The following is a 1,537-nucleotide window of genomic DNA, read 5'->3' on the forward strand; positions in this document are numbered from 1 at the left end:
TTCATCCCACTGGGTTGTGATAGCCCCTAGAGCAGGCCGCCGGTCAGAAAGTGGACTGTGTCTCCCACGACGGCGAGAAGTCCTGTGACGAGGTTGATTACGGGCTGGAGGATCATTCGAACGGCCTCTCGGTCGGTTGATCACCTATCTATCGGGGCGTAGCGAATTGTTCGCGGCCCGACCCCCGACCGACTGTTTCGAGATGTCGGGGGCCGGACCGCAAGCAAACATTCGTGTCAGAGCAGCGAGTGGACCAGAACGCTGACAACACCGGTGAGAAGGTTGCCCACGATCGGCAGCAGACCGCTGAGGAGACCGCCCATGTTTGTTTAACCTCTTCCTGTTTGGTGATTCGTGGTGCCCCCAAGGACGGTCCTCGAGGGCGCTTGCGTGGTCGCCCGCCAGAAGAGGGATCGCGCACTGTGTTTGCGAACCGCTGATACTTCCGTGGCGAGCTCGACCGTGACACCGATTCAGTAGCAAGCAAACTGACGCGAGCATCGCCCCGCTGCATCGGCATCGAAAGGTACTTCGTAAGTCGATGGACCTTGGATGGGTTAATTTCTGGCTTCTACTTATCGACGTGTTCGGGGCGGTTTGGACACTGCTAGAACAGTGGTGGGCAAATCACGACGGGCCGACCCATCCAGGCATCCGCGTTGTATCGAAGACACACAGTGACATTCACACGTGTGCCGTTCAACGGTGAAGGGAAACCAGTGACATTGCCGTCCAACTCGCCCCGGGCGCGTCCGGTCGGACGATTGATCATCGCCGCGGTGACGGTTGTGACCGCCACAGTCCTGCTGATCTTCAATGGGATAGCGTCAGCGGCCCAGCCCCCTGTCGGGTTGGGGACAGCCGCGTCCTTTGCGGTATTGGCGGGCCAGACGGTCACCAACACCGGGCCTACGATCATCTCCGGTGATGTGGGGGTCAGCCCGGGGAGTGCTATTACCGGGTTCCCGCCGGGACTTATTACCCCCGGAACGGGAACCTTCCACGCTGCCGACGCGGTGGCGTTGCAAGCGCAAACAGATCTGACTACGGCATATAACGATGCCGCGGGTCGCGGTCCCGCCACCGCCGCTCCCCCTGATCTCGGCGGCCAAACACTGGTCGCGGGGGTGTACAACACGGCGGGCCCCATGGGCCTAACCGGGACAGTCACCCTCGATGGGCAAAATGATCCCAACTCGGTCTGGATCTTCCAAGCGGGATCTACGTTGATCACGGCATCCAACAGCACGGTCGCCCTCATCAACGGAGCCTCACCGTGCAACGTCTTCTGGCAGGTGGGTAGCTCCGCGACACTGGGCACCAACACCACCTTCGTCGGAACCATCATGGCGTTGACCTCGATCTCGGCGCAGACCGGAACCATCGTGGAGGGACGGCTGTTGGCACGAAACGGCTCGGTCACCCTGGACAACAACAGGATCACCCGACCCAACTGCACTATCCCACCGACGTCCACGACTACAGCACCGCCGACAACGACAACGACAACAGCACCGCCGACAACGACAACGACAAC

The 1,537-nt window shown here is 60.8% G+C and carries 1 protein-coding gene; it reads left to right on the plus strand.

What is annotated here, in order from left to right; genetic code table 11:
* Positions 1-719: 719 nt before the first annotated feature.
* The coding region (locus tag ACFYOW_RS49600) for an ice-binding family protein (RefSeq protein ID WP_387299174.1) at positions 720-1,537 on the plus strand (818 nt) is incomplete at its 3' end.

It is taken from the genome of Nocardia sp. NPDC006982, assembly GCF_042869435.1.
Classification (GTDB): Bacteria; Actinomycetota; Actinomycetes; order Mycobacteriales; family Mycobacteriaceae; genus Nocardia.